Source organism: Sulfuricurvum sp. IAE1 (assembly GCF_004347735.1).
Classification (GTDB): Bacteria; Campylobacterota; Campylobacteria; order Campylobacterales; family Sulfurimonadaceae; genus Sulfuricurvum.
In genome coordinates this window covers 20,554-41,247 of sequence record NZ_SLTI01000060.1, presented here as the reverse complement: position 1 = coordinate 41,247, position 20,694 = coordinate 20,554, and the positions used below count along the sequence as shown (strand labels likewise).

General features: G+C 52.2%; 22 protein-coding genes and 1 other RNA gene. 15 read left to right on the top strand and 8 right to left on the bottom strand.

The genetic code is table 11. From position 1 onward, the window contains the following. Genes rplB through rpsJ form a run of 5 tightly spaced genes read right to left on the bottom strand, consistent with a single transcriptional unit; the run spans window position 1 to window position 2,624 of the window. Entirely contained in the window at window positions 1-831 is an 831-nt protein-coding gene (gene rplB, locus E0765_RS08810) for a 50S ribosomal protein L2 (RefSeq protein ID WP_132812855.1), read from the bottom strand. Between the two features lies 1 nt (window position 832). Continuing rightward, window positions 833-1,114: a 50S ribosomal protein L23 gene (locus E0765_RS08805; protein ID WP_132812854.1), complete on the bottom strand. Its 282-nt coding sequence runs from the start codon at window positions 1,112-1,114 to the stop codon at window positions 833-835. A gap of 1 nt (window position 1,115) precedes the next feature. Continuing rightward, window positions 1,116-1,727 carry a 50S ribosomal protein L4 gene (gene rplD / locus E0765_RS08800; protein WP_132812853.1) on the bottom strand — a complete coding sequence of 204 codons (612 nt, stop codon included), beginning with the start codon at window positions 1,725-1,727 and terminating at the stop codon, window positions 1,116-1,118. After that, complete coding sequence (gene rplC / locus E0765_RS08795; protein WP_132812852.1) at window positions 1,727-2,302, bottom strand: 50S ribosomal protein L3; 576 nt, start codon at window positions 2,300-2,302, stop codon at window positions 1,727-1,729. The genes rplD and rplC overlap by 1 nt, the downstream gene beginning before the upstream one ends. Window positions 2,303-2,312: 10 nt before the next feature. Next, a complete protein-coding gene (rpsJ, locus tag E0765_RS08790) occupies window positions 2,313-2,624 on the bottom strand; it encodes a 30S ribosomal protein S10 (RefSeq protein ID WP_132812851.1) in 312 nt (103 codons plus the stop codon). Window positions 2,625-2,812: 188 nt separating this feature from the next. Here rpsJ and E0765_RS08785 point away from each other — a divergent pair, with 188 nt between their 5' ends. Together E0765_RS08785 and E0765_RS08780 are read left to right on the top strand one after the other, a co-directional pair. Next, the gene (locus E0765_RS08785; RefSeq protein WP_132812850.1) at window positions 2,813-3,877 is read left to right on the top strand and encodes an ATP-binding protein; all 1,065 of its coding nucleotides are present in this window, start codon (window positions 2,813-2,815) and stop codon (window positions 3,875-3,877) included. A 66-nt stretch (window positions 3,878-3,943) separates the two neighbouring features. After that, window positions 3,944-4,492: a ribonuclease HII gene (locus E0765_RS08780; RefSeq protein ID WP_132812849.1), complete on the top strand. Its 549-nt coding sequence runs from the start codon at window positions 3,944-3,946 to the stop codon at window positions 4,490-4,492. 19 nt (window positions 4,493-4,511) lie between these two features. On the opposite strand, the gene E0765_RS08775 is transcribed toward E0765_RS08780, so the two are convergent. Then, window positions 4,512-5,183 (bottom strand): DUF4382 domain-containing protein, encoded by a 672-nt coding sequence (locus tag E0765_RS08775; RefSeq protein WP_132812848.1) that lies wholly within the window; start codon window positions 5,181-5,183, stop codon window positions 4,512-4,514. Continuing rightward, on the bottom strand, window positions 5,183-6,055 hold the full coding sequence (locus E0765_RS08770; RefSeq protein WP_165921732.1) for an inverse autotransporter beta domain-containing protein: 873 nt from the start codon (window positions 6,053-6,055) through the stop codon (window positions 5,183-5,185). The genes E0765_RS08775 and E0765_RS08770 overlap by 1 nt, the downstream gene beginning before the upstream one ends. Window positions 6,056-6,237: 182 nt before the next feature. On the opposite strand from E0765_RS08770, the gene E0765_RS08765 reads away from it, so the two are divergent. Continuing rightward, entirely contained in the window at window positions 6,238-6,492 is a 255-nt protein-coding gene (locus E0765_RS08765; protein ID WP_188109935.1) for a hypothetical protein, read from the top strand. Between the two features lie 24 nt (window positions 6,493-6,516). Here E0765_RS08765 and ffs read toward each other — a convergent pair. Further along, window positions 6,517-6,614, bottom strand: an RNA gene (gene ffs, locus E0765_RS08760) — signal recognition particle sRNA small type. Window positions 6,615-6,674: 60 nt separating this feature from the next. On the opposite strand from ffs, the gene E0765_RS08755 reads away from it, so the two are divergent. The 12 genes from E0765_RS08755 to E0765_RS08700 all read left to right on the top strand — a co-directional run bounded on the left by E0765_RS08755 (window position 6,675) and on the right by E0765_RS08700 (window position 20,692). Beyond that, window positions 6,675-7,463, top strand: a complete 789-nt coding sequence (locus E0765_RS08755) for a hypothetical protein (protein WP_132812846.1) — start codon at window positions 6,675-6,677, stop codon at window positions 7,461-7,463. After that, a complete protein-coding gene (locus E0765_RS08750) occupies window positions 7,432-8,466 on the top strand; it encodes a spore photoproduct lyase family protein (RefSeq protein ID WP_132812845.1) in 1,035 nt (344 codons plus the stop codon). Before E0765_RS08755 ends, E0765_RS08750 begins: the two co-directional genes overlap by 32 nt. A gap of 137 nt (window positions 8,467-8,603) precedes the next feature. Next, a complete protein-coding gene (locus E0765_RS08745) occupies window positions 8,604-9,179 on the top strand; it encodes an SIS domain-containing protein (RefSeq protein WP_132812844.1) in 576 nt (191 codons plus the stop codon). Beyond that, window positions 9,176-10,627 (top strand): glycosyltransferase, encoded by a 1,452-nt coding sequence (locus E0765_RS08740; protein WP_132812843.1) that lies wholly within the window; start codon window positions 9,176-9,178, stop codon window positions 10,625-10,627. The genes E0765_RS08745 and E0765_RS08740 overlap by 4 nt, the downstream gene beginning before the upstream one ends. Continuing rightward, window positions 10,627-12,078 carry a hypothetical protein gene (locus E0765_RS08735; protein WP_132812842.1) on the top strand — a complete coding sequence of 484 codons (1,452 nt, stop codon included), beginning with the start codon at window positions 10,627-10,629 and terminating at the stop codon, window positions 12,076-12,078. Before E0765_RS08740 ends, E0765_RS08735 begins: the two co-directional genes overlap by 1 nt. Before the next feature lie 46 nt (window positions 12,079-12,124). Beyond that, a complete protein-coding gene (locus E0765_RS08730; RefSeq protein ID WP_132812841.1) occupies window positions 12,125-13,255 on the top strand; it encodes a glycosyltransferase in 1,131 nt (376 codons plus the stop codon). After that, entirely contained in the window at window positions 13,252-14,343 is a 1,092-nt protein-coding gene (locus E0765_RS08725) for a radical SAM protein (protein WP_132812840.1), read from the top strand. The genes E0765_RS08730 and E0765_RS08725 overlap by 4 nt, the downstream gene beginning before the upstream one ends. Beyond that, window positions 14,340-15,692 carry a hypothetical protein gene (locus E0765_RS08720; RefSeq protein ID WP_132812839.1) on the top strand — a complete coding sequence of 451 codons (1,353 nt, stop codon included), beginning with the start codon at window positions 14,340-14,342 and terminating at the stop codon, window positions 15,690-15,692. The genes E0765_RS08725 and E0765_RS08720 overlap by 4 nt, the downstream gene beginning before the upstream one ends. 2 nt (window positions 15,693-15,694) lie before the next feature. Beyond that, window positions 15,695-16,843 carry a glycosyltransferase gene (locus tag E0765_RS08715; protein ID WP_165921731.1) on the top strand — a complete coding sequence of 383 codons (1,149 nt, stop codon included), beginning with the start codon at window positions 15,695-15,697 and terminating at the stop codon, window positions 16,841-16,843. Continuing rightward, a complete protein-coding gene (locus E0765_RS08710) occupies window positions 16,843-17,985 on the top strand; it encodes a glycosyltransferase (RefSeq protein ID WP_132812837.1) in 1,143 nt (380 codons plus the stop codon). Before E0765_RS08715 ends, E0765_RS08710 begins: the two co-directional genes overlap by 1 nt. After that, the gene (locus E0765_RS08705; RefSeq protein WP_165921730.1) at window positions 17,978-19,015 is read left to right on the top strand and encodes a class I SAM-dependent methyltransferase; all 1,038 of its coding nucleotides are present in this window, start codon (window positions 17,978-17,980) and stop codon (window positions 19,013-19,015) included. The genes E0765_RS08710 and E0765_RS08705 overlap by 8 nt, the downstream gene beginning before the upstream one ends. Further along, a complete protein-coding gene (locus tag E0765_RS08700) occupies window positions 19,016-20,692 on the top strand; it encodes a carbamoyltransferase C-terminal domain-containing protein (protein ID WP_132812835.1) in 1,677 nt (558 codons plus the stop codon). Window positions 20,693-20,694 lie beyond the last annotated feature (2 nt).

Here is a 20,694-nt window from a genome sequence, read left to right as displayed (position 1 = left end):
TTAACCCTTTTTACGACGAGAGATAATAAGTCTATCGCTCGATTTTTTACGACGTGTTTTAGCACCTTTGGTCGGTTTACCCCAAGGAGTAACCGGGTGACGTCCTGAGTTTGTTTTACCTTCACCACCACCGTGCGGGTGGTCGATTGGGTTCATCGCAGAACCACGCGTTTGAGGGCGGATACCCATGTGGCGTGTACGTCCCGCTTTACCGAGAACGATATTGATGTATTCTTCGTTACCGACGATACCGATGGTTGCCATACATTCACCCAGAACGTAGCGCATTTCACCCGATGGAAGACGAAGAGATACATACTTGCCGTCACGTCCCATGATCTGGGCCGATGTTCCCGCTGAACGAACGATCTGTCCGCCTTTACCGGGTTTGAGCTCGACGTTGTGGACGGTCGTACCGACGGGAATGTTCATCAATTTCATGGCGTTGCCCGATTTGATGTCCAGTCCGCTTTCGGCTGCCATGATGACGTCACCGACATTCAAACCTTTCGGCTGGAGAATGTAGCGTTTTTCACCGTCGACGTAGTTGACAAGCGCGATGCGGCAGTTACGGTACGGATCGTACTCGATCGCGGCAACAGTACCGGCGATGCCGAATTTGTTACGCTTGAAATCGATGATACGGTAAAGCTTTTTCGCTCCCGCTTCTTTGTGGCGTGACGTGATACGACCGTTGTTGTTACGACCCGCAGCGGCAGGAAGTTTTTTCAACAATGAGCGAACCGACGCTTTTGCCGTGATGTCCGAGTTGTCGACGTTTGTATAGAAACGACGGCTCGGGGTGGTTGGTTTATACGTTTTGATCGCCATATTACACCGCCAGACTATCGATTTGTGCGCCTTCCGGCAGTTTTACATAGAACTTTTTAAAGTCGTTCTGTTTACCGGTAAGACCGCGGAAACGTTTTACTTTTCCGCTTTGGTTCAAAGAGTTAACACGAGCCGGAACGATTCCGAAGTACTCTCTGAACACCTCTTTAAGAGCGTTTTTAGTCATACGTGGAGACGTCTGAACTACGATTACGCCCTCTTCTTGAAGACCAAGAGTCTTCTCTGTATACAGGATCGATTTGATATCAGTAATATCTGCCATCTTAGCTCTCTTTAGTCAGATTTTCCCATACCGCTTTTTCGATTACTACCGAACGGTATGTCGCAGCCAAAAAGGCGTTGAGTTCATTCTCTTCCACGATGTACGTTTTAGAGAGGTTACGGAATGCCAAATAGGTTTTCTCGTCGAGAATCTTTTTAACCAGAAGAGCGTCACGAACGTTCAGGTTATTGAACAGCGTTACGGCGTCTTTTGTTTTCCCGCTTGGAACTTCGATGCTGTCAACGATGAACAGTTTCCCTTCGTTCGCCAATGCATCCAAAGCAAATTTCAACGCAAGTTTCTTTTGCTTTTTGTTTACTTTCTGATCGTAGTTACGACCGGTGTTCGGTCCGTGTACGACCGCACCGCCAACCCATACAGGTGAACGGCGTGAACCGGCACGCGCACCGCCACGGCCTTTCTGGGCCCATGGTTTTTTACCGCCGCCGCGAACTTCCGCACGCGTTTTGGCAGACGCAGTGTCCGCACGGAGGCTTGCTTGATACGATTTAACGTACAAGTAGAGATTGTGCGGGTTGATGCCGCTAAAGCTCTCAGGCAATGCCAGTTCAGAGGCTTTTTCGAATTTTTCGTTCAGTACAATCGCGCTCATTATTTCACTACCTTTACACGACCTAGTGCACCGTTAGCGCCCGGGATAGAACCCACGACAACCAATACACCGTTTTGTGCGTCATACGACATCACTTCATTTTTGACGGTTACTTGCTCGTTACCGTACTGACCTGACATTTTGCGCCCTTTCTGGACTTTACCAGGCCATTCGCGGTTACCGATCGAACCGCTGGTGCGGTGGAAACGGTGACCGTGCGCTGCAGGTCCGCCTCCGAAGTTCCAGCGTTTCATAACACCGGTGAAACCGCGACCTTTAGTATTGAATACGCTTTTGACGGTTTTCGCATCCGCCAAAGGAGCCATATCCAGATCGCCCGCTTCCGTGTTAGCCACAGCCAGCGTAGCGAATTTGTTGAACTCTGCAGAGAGGTTGTACTTCTTCTGCTGACCTTCAACCGATTTGTTTGATGATTTCCCTTCGCTGTACGCGACCAGGGCTTTACCGTCTTTCACTTCGCAAACTTTCGCCTCTTTTACTTTCAAAAGAGTGACAACTTTGCTCTGAGCACCGACGGTACGGCTCATGCCGATTTTTTCTACGATGTATTCCACGACCTACTCCTTACTTGTCCATAGAGCGAACTTCAACGTCCACTTCCGGAGCCAAGTCAAGCTTCATCAGCGAATCAACGGTATCCGGCGTAGCCGATACGATGTCGATAAGACGAGCGTGCATGCGGATCTCGAACTGCTCACGAGAACTCTTGTTAACGTGCGGTGAACGGAGAACCGTATACTTACGAATCTTGGTTGGCAAAGGGATTGGGCCGCGAATTTCCGCACCCGTTCGCTTTACAGCTTCAACAATAGAGGCAACAGAACGATCAAGTACGCGATGATCGTACGCTCTAAGTTTCAAACGAATCTTTTCCATAATGTTTTCCTTAATAAAGAACTCGTCAGGCAACCCCTGACTATAATAAGGCTCGAAATTATACCGACATACCCCCCTTGGGTCAAGGATTTCAGGGGTAAAAAACCGATATCTTTATAATTTCGTTTCCTTTTAAAAAGGAAGATGTTATAATACGGCAACCGTTTTTTCGATCCGAAAGGCTTCCCATGACGACTCTGCTCGAGGAATATTACCGCTACGACCTCAACAATTCCGGTTTCATCGAACGCAAAATCTCAATCGGCGAGGAGAGCGTCCTTCTCGTCGGTATCGCCCAGTCGGGCAAAACGTCGCTGCTCAAAAATCATCTTCTGGGTATGAAGAAATCTCACTATCTCTATCTCGACTGTCGTGATCTCCGATTGGATGTCGAAGAACTCAACGAGGTACTCGAGCCGTTCTGCCGCGAACACAAGATTTCAGTTCTCGCCCTCGACAATTACCGTGAAGGGATCAGAGTGTTCGATGTCGCACAGCTTATCCTCACTTCAGAGCGTCCCCTTGACGTTCCGGTCATGATGCTGGAGCTCAACCTGCTCGATTTCGAGGAGTTTCTCGCGTTCGAACCGAAATTCGATTCGACGGCGCTGAACCATTTTTTCCAGCTCGGTGGATTTCCCGCGATGCACCGCATCCATCCCTCAGAGCGGCTTTTATACCTGCAAAAGACGCTCACCCGTGCGCTGGAGCCCATCGAACTCGACATCCTGACCCAGGCGTCTAGAATGGTAACGCAGAAAGTTTCGGCCTATAATCTCTACGAACGGCTCAAAGGGGAGCGTAAAATCTCAAAAGACAAGCTCTATCTTCACGTCCAGTCGCTGATCGACAAACGCTATCTGCTGATGCTCTCCAAATACGACCATCCAAGCGCCGTCAAAAAACTCTATCTGTGCGATACGGCCATCAAACAGGCCCTCAACCTCCAAAAGCACTTCGGGCGGGTTTTTGAAAATCTGATTTACCTCGAACTGCTCAAACACAAGATCGAATGTTATTACGACGAGGGGATCGATTTTTATCTCCCCGAACGCTCCCAGATCGTCCTGGCCCTGCCGTTTGCGAACGAGCACGCCCTGTTCAAAAAAGTCGAAACGCTCGAAGGGTTCATCATCACCCACGGCGTCAGGGAAATCATCGCGGTGACGATGAACCTCGAAAGCACCCTCTCCCATCCCATCGCCCGGATCGAGATGGTCCCCTTCCCGCAATGGACTCTGGCGGAAGAGTGAGAAGCCTTAACCCTTTTTTACCCGATAATGTCCTACAATGCCACAAAACGAAAAGCGGAGCAACGTATGTATTTTTGCGGTATCGACGAAGCGGGTAGGGGTCCACTGGCGGGTCCTCTGTACATAGCGGGAGTCATCTTGAAGGCCCCGATAGAGGGGTTGGGGGATTCGAAAAAACTGAGTGAAAAAAAACGCGAGACGCTGTTTGAGGCGATTTGTGCCTCATCGACCTATCACATTGCCCGTTTCGATGCCACCCGAATCGACGAACTTGGGATTTCGGCCTGTCTGGCGCAGGGGCTGCGCGAAATCATGGCGGCATTAGGCGAAGCCGAATACCTTTACGACGGAAACTCGACGTTCGGGGTAGCAGGGCTGCGTACGATGGTCAAAGCCGATGCCGCGGTCCCGGAAGTGAGCGCGGCGTCGATCCTGGCGAAAGTCTCGCGGGACCGTGAAATGGTCGAACTCTCCTCCCATTATCCCGAATACGGGTTCGAGGGGCATAAAGGATACGGTAGCGCAGCGCACATCGAAGCGATTCGACAACACGGATACTGCGGAATCCACCGTAAAAGTTTCAAGTTAAAAGCGCTTCAGCCGACCCTTTTTTGACTGCGGCAGATAATGAGCATCAGAACGTAATATTTACCGTCGGGAAGTTGACGTAAATAACGTCCTGACCACCCGGATTATCGTATTTGAAAACTCCCCCGCCCAAATCAAAATCGACTCCTACGCTAAACGACGTCGTGTCCTGATTGACCACCAGCGGAGTGGGATGGGAATACACTACTTGCACCCCTCCCGTCGTCGCGATAGCGTTGGCGCCGGCCAAAACCCCGCTCAAACTTGCATCGCTGAAATCGATCGTGATGGCCGTATCAGCCCGCGCCGCGGAGGCAACGTTGGCAAGCGCCAGCAAAGCATTCTGAAATGCGCTACCAAGCGTAAACCGCGCTCCGCTGGTGCAACGTGCCCCGTCTATACAGGCGTTGATCGTGAAGGTATTGGAAATCGTCACCCGTGTCTGAGTGTAAGTACCGTAAGGAATCGTCGCATTGGCAACCATCGCCGCAATATCCGATCCGGCGGTCGCACTCGCGATATTCACCGTCGTCGGAGTTTCGGAGAGGGTAACATACATCCCTTTCTCACTATTATACGATTCGAGCTTTGTAATCGTCACGTTGTACTTGGTGATACTGGCTCCGCCTACGCCGTCGACCAACGAAGCCGGAGCGGCGTTTGCCAACCCAAACCCCAGCACCAACAATCCGACCGCTCTAAACAAAACTTTTTTCATCACGAACCCCTTCCGATTTTAATGTTTGCGTTAACCGATTTCTCGATGATCAGGTCATGTTCCCGTTTGACTGGGATCAAGAGCCGATCGTGCAGATCGCTTGATTGTTCCATATTCTTGCTTCCGGGTGTTTTCGAACCCAGTGAAATCGTCATTTCCCCCATCAGGCGATTTTGATCCATTGAACCTTGCTTGTTGTTATCATGGGTATATTTCATTCCGAGCGTCACGACGTCGTTTAAAAAATACTCCATCCGAAACGCTTTTTGCTTCAAATCCTCGGTTTGTTTCGCGTCCCACACGGTATACGAAGCGAATACTTTCAGCGGAACACCCGGAATGATCGTTCCGCCCAGTTCGGCATCCCATCCATCCAGTACCTCTTCGAAAACGCCGGTTGAAACCTCTTTTTTGTTCGTAATGGCCATGTAACGGTTGGCGCGGAATTCCGCGAGCTTCCCGATCGCTTCGAAACCGACGCTCCATCGTTCATGATTGTTTTTATTTTGATAATCGTAAAAGCTGTTAATCCCAAGCATCACTTCGGGATGGATAATATTGCGATAACCAAGCCCGATGTTATAGGTATCCACGTTACCGCGCAGTGAGGTATGAAACTGCCAAAAGAGCATATCATCCTCGTAAAACTGTGTCACCGGCTGAACAGTCTCCAGATTCCACGTCGGCTTGTAATTTTCTTCGACACCGATGTCGAACGTCGTCCTTTTCAACCAGTCGGGCGCGTTTTGAGGCATTTTTACCATTTGTAAAACGCTGTTGAGAGCCTGAGTCGTGTCTGAACTGCTTTCCGCCTGCGCGGATACGACAGACAAACAGGCAACCGCTACTACAGAGATTGTCATTCGTTTCATATCCATCTTTGCGATCCTCCTTTTTCCTTGCATACCCATACGATACATCTTTTCGAACAAAAATGTCAATATAAGTTTTTCTAAACATCACCGAAGCATTCGCTGCATCGGGCAAACGGTCTTTATAACTGACATCATTTGGGTCGGCTCTTGCTATAATTCTCGGAAAAAAAGGGATGCACATGGTTTCACTCACCCATCTCGAGGCCGCGATGGATGCCGTCGACAAAGAGGTCAAGGCGCTGCTGTACAACCAGTCGCTTTCACTGAATGAAAAAGACGAAAAAATGCTCCCGCTGCTGAGGGAAAGCAAAGTGCTCAAGCAGGCGTATGAAGATCTGTGCTACCTGCGGGACAATCCTCCAAGCGCTCCGGGCGGATGCAAAGCGGGGCAATACCGTAACGACGATGAAAAAAAAGGATCGGAAAATAACTGAAACCAAAAGATGTAGAAGGAAGAGGCTCTCCCAGATACCTGCGGCACAAAGCACGCACAGGTGTGCTGCTGTATTCCTACCCTGACACAGTGCCTTTACGCACCCTTGCACAGGTCTAGAAGAGTTGGCGAATTATAGCCGTTTGCACCTGTAATTGCAAGACATGCTGCTATAATATCCGTATGATTTACCTCATCGCCGCACTCGACGCCGAAGCCAGACCCCTCATCGAACATTACCGTCTCCGGCGCGACCGAAGCTTTCCCTACACCGCATATCGGGGAGAGCATGCGATGCTTCTCGTCACCCAGCCCGGAAAAAGCAATGCGATGATGGCGACCAGCGCATTACTGGGATGGCGCATCCCTTCAGATGACGATATTCTGATCAATGTAGGGGTGTGCGGGGCACCCGAATCGTATCCGATTGCTCAGACACTGCTCGCCCATCAGATCATCGACGGCTCGCGGCGCTACTATCCCGATATTCTCTATCCGCATACGTTTACCGAGACGCCGCTGGAATGTGTCGATCTCCCCGCAGACACCCCCGGGAATTTTCCCGTCGACATGGAAAGCGCGGGCGTGTTCGTCGCGGCATCGAAATTTTTCAAACTCCACCGGATGGCGTTTTTGAAAATCGTTTCAGACCACTTCCGTCCCGAAAACGTCACCAAAGAGGGGGTCATCGAGCTTGTAGGTTCGCGTCTCGGGGAACTCGATGCCCTTGCTGCCGCCATGTACGGCACCCTTGTCCCGGCCAGACTCTTCACCATCGACGAAGAACGGCGTATCGAAGAGTGGAAGGAGCTTTTTACCGCGGCGCAGGGGGGACGGCTCGACGATGCGCTCCGTTATTTCCGTCTACGCCGGCCAGAGTCTCCCATCCCATTTCCGCAGGTGGAAATCCCCGCGTCCAAACGCGAAAGGAGCGCATTGCTTGAAACATTCCTCGCCGTCTTGCACGCCTAGGCTCTTTTCGCATCTTTACATCGAAAAAGCGGTTCTCGACCACCCTCAGACGCGCCGTATCATCGAGAAATTCGATCGTTCGAACATTATCGTGATCGGACACTACAAAGAGGTTTTCAACCGTCCTTCGCAAAGCTTTGCGACCCAAAGCGGCGCCAAAAAACTGATCCTCGCCCGCCGAGAGGGGAAGTTTCTGCACGAAGGGAGCCGTTACAGCGACGGCTTCGGCCACCGCCGCTTTTTCTACGCTTCGAGTCTGATGGGGTGTCTTTACGATTGCGACTACTGTTATCTTCAGGGGCTCTATCCGAGCGCCAATACGGTCTTGTTCGTCAATCTCGAAGAGGCGTTTGAGCAACTTTTGCCCCATCTAAGCGAAGAGACCCTGGTCGCCACATCGTACGATACCGATACCCTGGCTGTCGAAGCGCTCAGCGGCCAAACGTCCCAGTGGCTAAATTTTGCATCCGCCCAACCGAACCTCCACCTGGAAATACGGACCAAAAGTGCCAATTTCAGGGCAATCGACGATCACCTTCCCAATCCGCGCGTGACGCTGGCCTGGACCCTCTCGCCGCAAGAAATCGTTGATCGTTACGAACACGGCACCCCGTCGCTTTCCCATCGGCTCAAAGCCGCAAATGAAGCGATCCGCGCCGGCTGGAAGGTGCGGCTGTGCATCGACCCCGTCATCTACACCGACGGATTCGAAACGCTCTACCCCGCCCTGATCGAAACGGTTTTTCAAACCGTCGATGCCGAGAAAATCGAGCACCTCACCCTCGGCAGTTTCCGGATGAGCCAAAGCCATCTGCGCGCCCTCAAAAAACTGGGCCGTAGCGATGTCGCGTTTTATCCTTACGACGTCCGCAGCGACACGGCGACCTATCCTGAAGCGATCGAGCGGCATATTCTCGAAACCCTCCGGCCCGAAGCGCTCCGCTATCTCCCTGAAGCAAAACTTCGGACGTGGGAACGCCTTTCGCTTGAACCGATTTCGTAACCGTTTCGAACGTGAAAAGAGGATTTCATCCCCTCTCGCCCACAGCGGGAGACAATCTGTGCTAATATACGGCATACCGATATCGGGCGACGCAGAGGCGGTTTTCGCCTCGCCCTCGCGCTACCAAAGGCTATCCCATGAACTTTACGTCGTTTATCGATGAGTACCTTGAACATTTGAACCGCGTTCTACGGGCACTGGACAAAAACGAACTCGAAAAACTCGAACACCTTCTCGGAAGCCTCGGAGAGGATCAACGCGTCTACATCATCGGAAACGGCGGAAGCGCGGCGACGGCATCCCATATGGTCAACGACTTCGGAGTCGGACTTAAACGGCGCGGGAAACTGAACATCACAGCCGTCGCGTTAGCCGACAATCTGGCCTCGTGCAGCGCCATTGCCAACGACACCGGCTACGACAACATCTTTTACCTGCAGCTCAAAAACGTCCTCCGTGCCCACGATGTTTTGATTGCCATATCGTGCAGCGGGACCTCCCCCAACATCATCAAAGCGGTTCGCTATGCCAAGGAAAAAGGTGCTACGGTCGTAGGTTTCAGCGGGTTTGACGGCGGAGAGCTCAACACTCTCAGCGACATCGTGTTGCATGCCAAAACCGAACCCGGGGAATACGGCATCGTCGAAGATGTCCACATGGTGATCAACCATCTCCTCTACTCCTGGTTTATTCAAAAGGGGCCCGTTCTATGAGCGCTGATTCCAACAACATCTACTTCTTCGACGCCGCTGCCGCCCTGAACGAAGCTAAAAAACGCAACCGCATCAAAACGTCCAATCCCCACATCGACGCTCTTCAGATTTGCTACTACGACGGGGCACCGATCGCTGATGCCCCCGAAAACTGTATCTGCGTTCCTTTGGAAAAGGTATACGACTATTTTCTGACGACGCGCAACCGCTTCCCCGAAGAGATCAGTTTCGGGGGGAAAGAATTTCCCGACACCGTCAAGCAGCAGCTCATCAGCGGCATGCAGCAGGTAATGCAAGCAGTTAATCAGGAGCGGAAAAAGCAATACGATGCGCTGGTCAGAGAAACGCGTGCACTCCGCCCCGATTTTTCCGAAGGGTTGCGTGTCTTTTTTCTCACGTCGCGCGAAACCGCCGTCATGCAGCACGTCTCCAAAAACATCGCCGATGCCCTCTCGAAACTGGGATGCCAGGTGTGCGTGTCGATCGAAGCGAACGAGATGGAATACCTGCACGGCGTTCACCATCTCGTCGAATACCTGAACTTCCGGCCCAACGTCACGTTCAACATCAACCATCTTAACAACGGCCATCTCCACGATGAAGTTTTTAACTTTATCTGGTTTCAGGATCCGATGGCGTCCATCAAGGACCCCAGTCCCGTGAACCTCCGCAAGCGCGATACCGTCTATTCCCTCGTCGGTATGATCGATGCCCTGCTCGAAGCCAAAGGAATCCCTTTCAGCCGGCAGTCGTTTTGCATCAACCAATCATTATTCCATACGGACGATACCGTTCACCGCGAGCGGAAAATCGTCTTTATCGGAAGTTCTTACGCCCATTTCATCAATGCAAACGTCATGAACAGCGGCATCGTTCAAGAAGCGGTCAAATTGCTCGACCGCGGTGAAGCGTTCACTCCGAAAACAATTGCCAAATTTGCCAAAAAATATGCCCTGGACACCCAATACCTTCACAATACTTTCATCCCGTTCATCGTCCGTGACGTCACGGTTCTATGGCTGCACAACGTTCACGAACAAACCGGAATCCCCGTCGAAATCTACGGCCAGGGGTGGGAACAGTACGAATCGCTCCGACCGTATTGCAAAGGCCCGCTCCCTTATGACCGGGTCGCGGACGCCTACAACCGGGCCGAGTACACACTCGTTCCCCACAGCCTCTACGTATTGCAGCAAAGGACGCTGGAAGCCGCCGCGTGCGGATGCCACCCCATCGTCTACGACTGCCGATATAACGATACTCCTCCTTATTACGAAGAAGCGCTGGAGTATTTTCGAACCGTTGGCGATATCGTCCGCATCATCCGACAAAACCAACCCAAAGAGCTCAATCGCCTGGTAGACGAAAACAGCTACGAGCATCTCGCCCGTCGGATCGTCCAAAGCGTCGAATCGGCCCTGGCCGAACCGACGGACGCAAGGGACTGATGCAGGGAAGCACAATGGACGGGTACGCTAAAAACACCTATTTTTTCGATGCACGAAAGGCTCTGGACGAAGCGCTCAAACGTAAGCGGGTGCGAACGTCGCACCCTGACATCGATGCTTTGCAGGTTTGCTATTACGACGGTGAGGTCCTGCCCGATGCTCCCGAGAACTGCATTAACGTCCCGGTCGGAAATCTCTACACCTATCTGCTCACGACACGAAACCGCCTGCCCGAAGACCTCAATTTCGAGGGAAAAGAGTTTTCCGACGATGTCAAAGTTCAGCTGGCACGGGCAATCGTAGAGGTTCTCGAAGCGGTTTATCGCGACCGTGCGGTCCTTCAGCAGCAATTGAGCGACGAAGCGCGGAATCTCAAACCCGATTTCGGGCGGGGATTGCGTTTTTTCCTCTCCGCTTCACGTCAGACCGCGGTAATGCGGCACGTTTCCAAAAACATTGCCGATACTCTCGCCAAACTGGGTTACGACGTATGTTTTTCGATCGAAGAAAACGAGATGGAACAGCTTTCGGCGCTTCATCATTTGCAGCGTTACCTCGATTTCAAACCCAACGTTACCATCAACATCAACCATATGAATAATGCCCATCTCCATGAGAACGTCTATAATTTCGTCTGGTTCCAGGACCCGATGCCCGTCCTCCTTGGAACCGAACCGATCTCGTTGCGGAAACGCGACTATGTCTATCACCTCGTCGAACATATCAAAGTGCTGCTGGACAATAAACATATTCCCTCGCATTATCAGCCTTTTTGCATCAACACCGATCTGTACCACCCGCGCCCCGAGATCGTACGCGAAAACAAAATCGTTTTCATAGGGTCCTCTTACCGCGATCGGCTCAGCGGAGATCCCCGTGACGAAGCCGTTTTACATGATCTGAAGCGTCTTTTGGAGGATGGAAACATCACCGATGAGGAAGTAGCAATGATCGCCTCGCGTCACGGCAGTACGACGGAGTTTGTCCATCTTCTGATCGGCTATCTTTTGCGCGATTACCTCGTACTGGAGCTCTGTCGGTGCAACACCCCCTATGCGATCGAACTTTACGGATGGGGCTGGGACGCGTACCCTGAATTCAAACCGTTCTACAAAGGGATGCTCTCCTATGGCGAGGAGATTTCAAAAATCTACAACAGCGCCGCGTTGGCCTTCGTCCCCGCACAGCACGTTATTCAGCAACGGACCCTCGAAGCGGCGGCCAGCGGGGCGATACCCCTCGTATACGACTATCGAAACGCCTCGGAATCCGAACCTGAAGAGGTCGCCGAAGGGGTAATCTATTTTCGGACGCTCGGCGAACTGCGGCAAATCCTCAACCGACCCGTACCGAACGATAAACATCCCGAAAAGCTGGTTTATCGCCACACCTACGAAGGGTTTGTCGAAACCATAATCCGGACCGTCCAACAAGGCCTCGCGCACTCATGAGATTCCATGCAGCCGTTGGTACCTTGAGCACCGAAGAGTTTTGACGATGCCCACAAGAGTTCTTTTGTACCTCCCCTTCGAAAGCCCTTTTTACAACGGCCTTTACCCTCAGATCAAAAAAGGGTTTGAACAAGCCGGATGCATCGTCGAGGGGGGATGCGGATATCTTGACGGGGACGACTTCCTCCGAAAAATAGATTCTTTCCGGCCCGATTTTGTTTTCGAGATGAACCGTTCCCGATCGGAAATCAAAGGGTTCCCCAAAGGGCTCAGGCATGTATGCTGGCTGGTCGATTACTGGGGACGTCGCTTCGAAACACTTGACGATGCCGATTTTCTTTATCTGTTTTCGCGAACGTGGCTCAAACTTCATCAAAAATTTCGGGGAAACCACCTCGACGTTCTCCATCCGGGCACCGATCCTGATCTTTATTGCCCTGTATCAAAAACAGCAGTAGATCCATCGGTTATTTTTTTAGGTCACATGACCAAACCCTGGCTGGAAACGGAACTCGACCGCATCGTCCCCACCTTAAACGGCGGGACGGTACGGTTCAAAGAGATCAGGCCGTGGATACATGAATACATTTCAAATCCCGGTGTCCTCCATGACGGGACGGAGCTGTGGAAAACTCTGAATATCGACGTCGAATCAATTGACGATCCGGCACTGTATTACGACGTTACGACACGCCTTTTTCGCGAAGGACGACGGTTAAGTGCAATCGACAGAGTACTGGAATCGGGTTTTGCCATCCATTTTTACGGCAATGAAAACTGGCTCCTCAGGGAACGGTACCAGACCCGCTACCGCGGGATGCTCTCATCTCCGCATGAAATGAACGATGCTTTCAACCAAAACACTATTCTGTTACACGACGGGGACATGCCTCATTTCAGGGTTTTTGACGGCATGGCCGCAGGTCTTTTAATTTTAAGGCCGGATATCGGCAGCGACGATTGGGCCGGACTGGATTTTGAAGAGGAGCAAGAATACTTGACTTATCGGCTCGATGCGAAAAATCTTTCATGTGCAGAACAGATGCACAACCTTGTGCAACGCGATCTTAGAATGCAGCGACGAGCACGAATTCTCGCGACCCACACCTGGGCCCACCGTGCAACAAAAGTATTAAACGATTTGAAAACTTCTTCAAAACGAAAGGATGTCGTTTGAAATCAGAAACAGCCCCGACGGGCGAAAACATCTTTTCGGCCGAGACACTCCCTTTTTGCAACCAGCCATGGTCCAATCTCTTTGTCCGTGCTACGGGAAGGATACAGGCTTGCTGTATGAACAGCACCTCTTTGGGCAACATCACGACCGACGCACCGGACGAAGTGTGGAACAGTATTGCCCTGCAACAAATGCGCAGCCGTATTCTGGCAAACGACTACAAAACAGCAGGCTGTTCACCCGACTGCAGCTACATCCGCCACATCACTCAGCACGGCGGAATTGATCGCACTCCGCCGGAATGGCGCGAAGCCGCAAAGCGGAGTACATCATTCCGGAATAACCTGGCCCGTTACGAAGAGAGCGTCGCCAATCGCGAGACGGTGGCGCGCAATACCCCGATCACTCTCGATATCCAGCCCAACGAATCGTGCAATATGGCATGTATCATGTGTCATCAAAAGCACGACAGCACCTACCGCGTATCCCCGCCTTCCCTGCGCAAACTGTTCGAATACGCTCCCCATTTCCATTCGGTCCGCTTTCAGGGGGGAGAAGTCTTTATCTACACCGATTTTACGGACTACCTCATCGAACTCAAAGAGAGTCTGTCGGAGTATCAGAAACTTAATGTCATCACCAACGCTTCAAAACTCGCCCCTGAACTTCTTGAGCGCCTTACGGAGGGAAACAATCCGGTCTTTTTCACCGTCTCGCTCGACACCGTGCACGAAGAGACGTACCGATACATCCGACAATCGAAATTTTTCGGCCGGGTGATCGAAACGATCCGTTATCTCGGACGCATACAACAAGAGAAAAAGGTCCCGCTGCTCAGCTGGAATTTCGTCGTCATGAAAAGTAATTTTTACCATATCCAAGAAGCGATAGAACTTGCCGCCGAACTCGACGTCGAAATTGCGTTTCAGCCCATCGTCGGAACGTATGCGGAGGAAAATATTTTTGCATACCGTGATCTCAGGGATCCTGAGTACGTTTCTTATCTGGGTCAATGCATCGAAACCGCCCGGGCACTGAACGCCAAAGCGGTCAATCTCGATACCATCAAAACAATGCTGGACTCATGAATACATTTTCTTCTCCGATACGCATTTTGGGTCTTGGACGCTGCGTCATCGGACATATGGCAAAATACCTGAACACCCACGAACCAGACCTCGTTTCATTCGACCACCGCTATTTGCTCAACTACGACGCATACCTGGAATCTGCCTCCCCGGTCGGCAGCATCGATGCCCTTGAAGCCGTCACGTGCATGCCGCCTCTTGCGGATCAATTTCGAGCTCTCGATGGTATTGAAACATACGATGTATGCGCGATCGAAATCTTTCCTCCCTCGGGCCTCTATCGCCACCGGAGCGAACCGCTGTTCGCCTGCTTCGAATCGTTTACCGACGAACTCGAAGCGGTGGGATTCGACCCGCTTCCCACACCGCCCCTCTCCCCGTCCGATGCTGCCGAACGCTTCGCGCGAACGCTGCAACGGCTCGTCGAAACGCTCCGCAAGCACAATCAAGCCCTCAAAATCATCCTTGTCAACGGTGAATTGACGCGCGACAGCGACCGGCCCGAAGTGGGTTCTGCGGCTATGGACGCGATTTTACGAAAACTCAGAACCCTTCCGTTGCTGCACGAAGAGGGGATTGCCCTGCTCGACATGAACCGCCTGATCAACCAACTTCAGCGGTGCAATGCGGCGTTTTTCGAAACCGCGTTTCCGTATCTGTACCTCAGCCATACCCCCGATCTTGAAATACGGGGCGTATTCCGCGACTGCAAACATACCACCGCTTCGATTCGTCTCCGATTCCTCGGCGAATTCTGCGCACTGATGGGGGGATTCGGTCTAAACGCGCCGAGGATTGCGCTCACAGAACCGGAAATCGCCGAAACGGCACCCGATTTTCTTGAAAGGGCCCGCCGTTTTTTTGCGGCGCCGACGGCTCTTGTACAGCCGGCACACGATTTTGAAGATCCCCGCAAATTCTCCGTGTTCGTCTCGTACGCCTTCTCAACCGCTCATCAGGAGGCTTACCGCATAATACGCGAATACCTTGCCGATTTTGCGAAATGCCACCCAGCAAACGGCGCGGATCTCAAAAACCGTTTTTACCATCTCCGTACGTTGTGCGCTTTTGTGTACTCGGTCCGTCCGCGGGCATTGGCCGATATGTGCCGAATCGGTTTGTCGATTCTGGCTTTACCCGAAAAGGAGCGGCAGCCCTATACCAATTTCGCATTGCTCTGGCTCACCGATCTCTACCTGGCATCCCGGGCCCTGCTTCCCGATGCCGATCACGAAGAGATGAATATTTACCACAAATGGATCGATGCGTTGCGCAGTGACAAGAACCTCCAAAATCACACCCCGGTACAAAAAATAGTCGTAGACGCTTTTGGGCGGGAGGAGCGATGAATATGAAAGTATTGCTTTATCTTCCGTTTGAAAGCCATTTCTATCACGGGCTGTATCTCCAGATGAAAAAAGGGTTTGAGCAAGCCGGCTGTACAGTCAGGGGGGGATGCGGATTCCTGGATGGAGAGGATCTTCTCCGTGTTATCGACGAATTCCGCCCCGATTTCGTATTGGAAATGAACCGGGTGAAAACGGATATCGAGAACTTCCCTTCCGATCTTCTTCATATATGCTGGCTCGTCGATTATTGGGAACGCACACCCGCCGAGTTGTGCGGCAGTGATTTTCTCTATCTTTTCAGCCATGTATGGCTCAAAGACCATCCGATGTTTACAGGAAAGCACATGGATGTTCTCCATCCGGGTACCGATCCGGACCTGTACCGTCCCCTGCACCCGAACAACAGCGGCAAAGCAACGATTTTCCTGGGACACATGCCCAAGCCCTGGCTCGAAACGGAACTCGAACGCAGGGTAACAGGCTCCGGCGGAGCCGTGTTTCGTTTCGAACAACTGAAGAAACTGGTTCACGAATTCACACTCAATCCACAGGATTTCAACGACGGAACGATTGCCACCGGAAAATATCTCCTGCACCGCCTGGGGGTTGATTTTCTAGACACTCTCAGCGACACCGTGCTTCATTATGACGTTTATGCCCGCTCTTTCCGCGAAGGCCGTCGGCAGGGAGTCGTTGAGAAAGTCCTAAACTCGCATCTTGACCTTCACCTCTACGGCAATGACAGCTGGGCCCTCCGTGAACGTTTCCGCCCCCATTACCGGGGCATGTTGGAAACCCCCGAAGAGATCAACCGCGCGTTCAACCAGAGCGCTTTTTTGCTACACGATGGGAACATGCCTCACTTCAGAGTCTTTGATGCTATGGCCGCAGGACTCCCCGTGCTCAAACCCGATACGAGCGGGTACGGAATCGAAGACGAATGGGACTTTCTCGATTTCGAGGAGGGGAGCGAAATCCTTACCTATTCTCTCGACAGCGAAGAACTCACCTCCATCAAACATCTCGATGCCCGCCGGATCGGCGACATGCATGCCCGCATCCGGGAAAAAATTGTGAAGGCACATACCTGGGCTCACCGGGCCGAAAAAATTCTCGGCGACATTGCCGCATACGCAAAAAGGGGTGACTGATGCGACTTGCCCTTTTCATGCCTTCGGACACCCCGTTTTACCGGGGGCTCTTCGGGTCCCTCCAAAAAGCGTTCGAACGACACGGATTCACGGTCAGGGGAAGATGCGGCTTTCTGGAAGGAAAACGGCTGAACGATTTCATTGCCGAATATTCTCCGAACGTTTTTTTCGAGATGAACCGCTGCAAAGCGGAAATCGACGGTTTCCCCGAAAAGATAACGCACGTCAGCTGGCTGGTCGACCTTTCGGGCAGAAAACTCGAAGCGATTCGCGGAAGTGAGCTCGTCTGCTTTTTCAGCAGCGAATGGATGGCCGATTATCTCCCGGAGAAAGGGTGTAAATCATTATGGCTCCCTCCAGCGTCCGACCCGGACAACTACTTTCCCGTTTCTATCCCCAAAACGTTTGAAAGCGTTTTTGTCGGCCACATCCCAAAACCATGGGATCAGAAGCTGCTGGAGAGGCCGATTTGCTTCCGAAACAGCGCGGCTGCGACATTCCGCGACGTCGTCGAAACATTCGAAACGCGCTGGGGAGAGCAAGATACGATCGTCAACAACGACCGTTATCTCCAAGAGGTGGAACTTTGGCTCGAATCCCGCGGAAGGGGGGAAACATTGCACGACGACGCAACGCTTCGCTATGATATCGGGTGCCGAATCATCCGTACCGCCCGGCGAAAATATTTTCTCGACTGGCTGCTGAGGAACGAATCGGTTGAGCCGATGGCTATTTTCGGCGGAGAGAACTGGAAACTCTGGGATGACTATGCACGTTTATACGGCGGGGAACTGGGAACCCCAACGGAACTCAACGAGGCTTTCAACCGTTCCAAAACGGTGATTCACGAAGGCGTCGGCCCTCATTTCAGAGTATTTGACGCCATGCTCTCGGGGGTTCCCGTCGTTGTACGGAAATCGGTACAGGATCGGGAATTCGGAGGACTTGGAACGATGGCCGCCGAAGGAGAAGAATACATCGCTCTCGACGTCGGCCAAGATCGTGGGCTTTTAAGCGAACTGTTGCGCCATCCGGAAACGTTACGCCGAATCGGGGAGAACGGACGGAATAAGGCACTCGCTCAGCACACCTGGTACCATAGACTCTCTGAAACTTCCGAGGAGATCAAAAAACGTGGATAACAAAGAGTTTTTCGCCGAGCACGTACACCGATACATCGTCTACCGCGACATTGAAAGCGCACTCCAAAAATACGAACGCCGTATTCTGAACGAACTCCGGTTCAGAGGGTTGGAAAACGATTTTTTCAAGGATAAAACAGTCATCGACATCGGTACCGGTTTTCAGGCACTCACCGTGGCGAAAATGGGGGCACGGCAGGTATACCATCTCGACCAAAGCGCTGCGCAGATAGCGTGGATGCATGCGTACTGCGCCGAGTCGGGAATCTCCAATGTCGTTTCAGTGGAATGCGATATCACCCGTGAAATACCTATCGACGCGAAAGCCGATACGGTCCTCGTATTCGGCATCTGGCATCATCTTGAAAACGGCAATGCTTTCATGCGCAACCTTTGTCCGCTTCTGAATGAAAAGGAAGCACAAATATGGATGAGGGTCTACCGCTCCGGGAGTTGGAGCCGATGGCTCGTGGGCCATTTGCGAAAACTCACCGGACACCTCGATCCCCGAACGGTTCGCCAAACGCTCGAAGCGCGATTTGCCGGCCACGGTATCGGCCAATGGATCGGCGACTTGCTGGATGATTTTTTCGCTCCCGTATGGAAAGCGTTCCATCCCGACCAGTTCGCCATCGAAGGAGTTTCACGGTTTGTTGACTACGAAGGATGGGACTACAATTTCAACGAGAAAGATGAGAACTTTCGGGTCGACTTCCATATCACGCCCCAAAACCGTGCCGATTTTGAAAACTTTGTCTTTCCCGCAACGGGAGTCGATCAGTACACCCTTCCGGTCGGGCAGAACGAATTTCCCGCCTCCGAAGCGCTAAAACGGTTTACGCGCGACTTCGGAAACGGCAGTGCGTACCTGCTGGGCGAGCGGCTCATCACTCTGTACGAACTTGTCAGAGCCAAACCGCCGTTCGACCCCTACACGCGGAAACACGCCCCGGCAGAACGCTGCGGCACTGCTTCCAAACGCCTTGAGGGGTTGACCGAAATACTCGAATCATTTGAAAAGGACGCTTGAATGCATATTCTTGGAATCAGTTGCGGAGGTGAAAGCGGCGTTGCCCTTTTCCATGACGAACGCTTGCTCTGCGCCGCGAACGAAGAGCGTTTCAGCCGAATCAAGCTGGACACCAATTTTCCCGAAAACGCGCTGAAGTGGTGCCTGGAGGACGCGCGCATCACCCCAGAAGACATTGACCTGATCGTTTACGGTTTTTCGAACGGATGTGAAACCGACAGTCAAAAAGCCGCATTCATGCAAACCCTGATCGACGTCGATCCAAAAAGCGAAGCGGGGGAAATCATCCGTTCGAGGATTACGACCGAAACGGAAGTGGATACCGAAAAATACGGTGAATTCATGGAGCGCGTCCGCATGTTTTTCGGCCGGGAAGTTCCGATCGAGCGGATTCATCACCATATGTCGCATGTCGCTTCGGCCTATGTCCCTTCGGGGATGGAAAAAGCCCTCGTCATCACCGCAGACGGACGGGGAGACTACCGTTCCCTGACAATCGGAATCGCAACTCCCGCGGGATTTCAAGAACTGTATACCTCACCCAGCTGGAACAGCTTGGGCTATTTTTACGGCAGGATGACGAAACTGTGCGGTTTCACCCCGAACCGACACGAAGGTAAAGTTACGGGCCTTGCGGCATACGGGAATGCGGACAAGGCTACGGCGTTCGTCGAAAAAATGGTGCAGGTCCAAGAAGACAGAATAGTCGCTAATCTGGGGGCTTATTACCGCCCTTTCTTTTCCAATTATTCCGATACACTCCTCGCCGAAGCCTCCGGATTTACCCCAGAAGATCTGGCCGCGGCGACCCAAAAACATTTTGAACGCATGGTCACCGAGCTCGTACACTATTATCTGCATCAAACCGATATCCGCAATATCGCCGTCGCCGGAGGGGTATTTTCAAACATCAGCCTTAATCAGGCACTGTACGAAATTGACGAAGCGATCGACCTTTTCGTCTATCCGAATATGGGAGATGCGGGCATCTGTGCCGGAGGCTGCTACGCATGGCTCTGGAAAAACGGTAAGACCCGACCCGGAAAACTGGAGTCGGTCTATCTCGGATACAAAATCGATCCTTCCGGCGCTGTTGAAACACTTCGTCGAAACGGTATCGTTGCCGAGTCTCCCGACAACCTGATCGATGCGGCCGTAGAGATGCTCGAAAGCGGGAACACACTGGGACTGATACAGGGACGGGCCGAATTCGGCCCCCGCGCGCTGGGCAACCGGAGTATTCTCGCTTCGCCGATGCAACGGCGCATTATCGCAAAGATCAATGCGCAGCTGGGCCGCGACACCTTTATGCCCCTCGCACCGATGATACCGCTTGAACTCGCCGGAGAGTGTGTCGTTTTTAAAAACGATCGCAGTGTCGAAAAAGGGTTTTTTATGACAATGACGTACGATGCCAAACCGTTGCTCAGGGAAAAAGCCGAAGCAGTGGTCCACATCGACGGAACCGTGCGCCCCCAGTTCGTCACGAAAGACAGCAACCCGTTCGTCCACGCGCTGCTGATGCGCTGGTACGCTAAAACGGGATGTCCCGCATTGATCAATACTTCTTTCAATGCCCACGAAGAACCGATCGTCAATACTGAGTACGACGCCCTTCGCGCATTCCGAAACAACGTGGTGGATGGATTACTCATCCCCCCTTACCTCTGTCGGTGACT